The sequence below is a fragment of the Herbaspirillum lusitanum P6-12 genome, from assembly GCF_000256565.1.
In the GTDB taxonomy this organism is placed as follows: domain Bacteria; phylum Pseudomonadota; class Gammaproteobacteria; order Burkholderiales; family Burkholderiaceae_D; genus Herbaspirillum; species Herbaspirillum lusitanum.
Window position 1 is genome coordinate 1 of the sequence record NZ_AJHH01000358.1, and the last position, 3156, is coordinate 3156.

Here is a 3156-nt window from a genome sequence, read left to right on the forward strand (position 1 = left end):
GGCATCAACGGCGTCAAGGTCGTACCGACCTTTGTCGATGAAGGCGTGGGCGGCGACAAGCTGTTGTCCGAATATCGCCGCGTGGTGCAGGAGCAGGGCGTCAAGGTGATGCTCGGTTCGATCTCCAGCGGCAGCTGCAACATCGTCGCGCCGGTGGCGGAAGACCTCAAGGTGCTCAACATCCTGTGGGATTGCGGCACCGAGAAAGTGCTGGAAGAGCGCCGTTATCGCTACGTGGTCCGCACTTCAGCCGATGCCAATACCGAAATGGTGGCGGCGGTGTTGTATCTGCTGCGTACCAAGCCTGATTTCAAGACACTGGCAGTGATCAATCAGGATTACGCGTGGGGTCGTGACTCTTGGGAATTGTTCCGGAATACCTTGCTGGCATTAAAACCGGATACCAAGATTGTGGCGGAGTTGTTCCCGAAACTGGGGGCGACCGACTTCTCGACTGAAATTAGCCGTTTGCAGGCATTGCGTCCCGACGTGGTGTTGTCGACCTCGTGGGGCGGCGACCTCGATACGCTGGTGCGTCAGGCCGCACAACGCGGGTTGCTGAAGAGTTCGCAATTCATTTTGCCGCTCGGCGAAAGTTCGCTCGAACGTCTCGGCGACACCTTGCCGGATGGCGTCATCATCGGTGCGCTGGGGGACCATTACTACCAACATCCGGAATACAAGGATGACGCCAAGATGAAAAATTTTGTGCAAAAGTTCAAGGCCAAGACCGGCGCTTATCCGATCTATTCGGTCTATCACATGATCCAGGCGCTGGACGGCATGGTGGCCGGTTACGACAAGGCGATCAAGGCCAACAAGGGCCAGTGGCCGAGCACCGAGCAAGTGGCCGACGCCATGCACGGCCTGAACTTCCGCGGACTGACGCGTGAAGTGAAGATTCGCGCCGACGGCCAGGGCCTGGAAGACCAGTTGCTGGGCACCACCAAAAAGACTGCCGCCTATCCATTCCCGGTGCTCGACAAGATCGAAATCTATCCGGCTGAAATGGCGATCGCGCCGGTCGGACAAAAGTCGGTGGACTGGGTCAAGACCATCAAGCCGGAGCTCTTGCGCGATCCTCGCATCAAGACCTTCCCGCCCATCGCCAACTGAACCCCGACCGGACTGACTGAGCAACAACATGAACCAGGAATTATTCTTGCTGGCCATGCTGGACGGGTTGTCATACGCGGCGCTGCTGTTTCTGGTGGCGCTGGGTATGACGCTGGTGTTCGGCGTGATGCGGATCCTCAACATGGCGCACGGCAGCATGTACGCCTTCGGCGGCTATTTCGCCGCGACCCTCGGCATGTGGGCGGTCGCAGCGAAATTTTCGCCGGCATGGTCCTTCGTCTGGCTGCTGGTGGCCGCGCTGGTGGTCGGCGCCGTCATGGGAGCCGTCATGGAAATCTTCCTGCTGCGCCGTATCTATCACAAGGAACAGATACTGCAGCTGCTGGTGACCTTCGCCGCCTTCATGATCTTCGAAGATCTGCAACGGCTGATCTGGGGTTCCCAGCCTTACTTCGTCTCCGACATCGTCAACTATCTCGGCGTGGCCGAGGTGCTTGGCATCACGTACACGCGCTATCAGCTGATGGTGTTGCCGGGCGTGGCGCTGGTGGTGTTCTTCGGCTTGCGGCATTTCCTCAAGTCGAGCAGCACCGGACGCCAGATCGTCGCCGTGGCGCATAACCGCGAAGTAGCGATGGCGATGGGCATCGACGCTCGCCGCATCTGCCTGGTGACCTTCGTGGTCGGGTCGATGCTGGGCGCCCTCGGCGGCGCGCTGGCGTCGCCCACGACCTCGCTGGTGCCGGGCATCGGCGCCGACATGATCGTGCTGTCGTTCGCGGTGGTCGCCACCGCCGGCCTCGGGCAGATCGAAGGCACGCTGATCACGGCGATCCTGATCGGCCTGACGCGTTCGTTCGCGGTCTACCTGCAGCCTGAAAGCGAAGTGCTGGTGCCGTACCTGATCATGGTGCTGGTGCTGCTGTTCCGTCCGCAAGGATTGTTCTCGGTAGCCCAGGCGAGGAGGGTGTGATGAAAAAAATAACAATGTCAAAAACAACATCGCCGAAAATAAAAATAGCCGGCGTCCTGCTGGTGGTGTTCGCGCTGGGCTTGCCGATGATCTGGCCCTGGCTCAAGACCCCGATGGTAGTCGCCACCAGTTTCGGCATTGCCGCGCTGGGCGTCTCCATCCTGATCCGTTCCGGGCAACTGTCGTTCGGCCACGCAATGTTCTCCTGTGCGGCCGGTTACGCGGTGGCCTTCGCGGCGCGCGCCATGCCGGAGCTCGACAGCGCCGTGCTGATCCTGCTGGGCACGGTGTTCGGTGCGGTCATGGGCATGGTGATCGGTTTGTTCGTGGTGCGCTACCGGGCGATCTTCTTCGGCATGCTGAACCTGGCGTTGTCGATGGTGCTGTTCTCCATCCTCGGCAAGTTCTACAGCCTGACCGGCGGCACCGACGGCATCCGCCTGGCGCGTCCGACTTTCTTCGGCGTGCGCATGGAGCGCGACGGTTTTGAAACCACTTTGCTGGTCGTGGCCGTGGTGTTGGCGGTGGCGCTGGCCTGGGGCGTCCAGCGCTACATGATGTCGATCGCCGGCCAGGCATTGACCGCAGTCAAGACCAACGAGACGCGGCTGGAATACGTCGGCCTCTCGGCCAATCGCGCGCTGTGGATCGGTTATGTCATCTCGGCTGCGCTGTGCGGTTTGTCGGGTGCGATGTTTGCGCTGATGCAGGGGCTGGTGACGCCCGAGATGGGCTACTGGGTACGCTCGGGCGAGATCGTGTTCATCTCCATCCTCGGCGGCGTCGGCCATCCGGTCGGTGCTTTCCTCGGCGCGGTGGTGTTCGAGTTCGTCAAGCTGTATTCGGCGGCGCTGTTCACCGGCGCCTGGCAAATGGTGTTGGGCTTCGTATTGATCGGACTGGTGTTCTTCGTGCCGACGGGCTTGTCCGGCCTGTTGTTCCGGAAGGAGCCAAAGTGAGTCAAAAATCCATGAGCCAGCCTCTATTGCAAACAAGCGGACTGCAGCTCGCCTTCGGCGGTCTGGTGGTGGCCGACAACATCAACTTCGAATTGCATCCCGGAGAACGGTTGGCGGTGATCGGCCAGAACGGCGCCGGCAAGACCA

3 protein-coding genes are annotated in these 3156 nt (G+C 60.7%); all 3 read left to right on the forward strand.

Going from position 1 to position 3156, the window contains the following annotated elements:
• Positions 1–1116 (forward strand): ABC transporter substrate-binding protein (locus HLUSI_RS28175; RefSeq protein ID WP_016834109.1); only part of this gene is annotated, 1116 nt, incomplete at its 5' end.
• A gap of 28 nt (positions 1117–1144) precedes the next feature.
• Positions 1145–2050, forward strand: a complete 906-nt coding sequence (locus tag HLUSI_RS0111420) for a branched-chain amino acid ABC transporter permease (RefSeq protein ID WP_016834110.1) — start codon at positions 1145–1147, stop codon at positions 2048–2050.
• Between the two features lie 14 nt (positions 2051–2064).
• Positions 2065–3009: a branched-chain amino acid ABC transporter permease gene (locus HLUSI_RS0111425; RefSeq protein WP_050977696.1), complete on the forward strand. Its 945-nt coding sequence runs from the start codon at positions 2065–2067 to the stop codon at positions 3007–3009.
• The last annotated feature ends 147 nt before the right edge of the window (positions 3010–3156 follow it).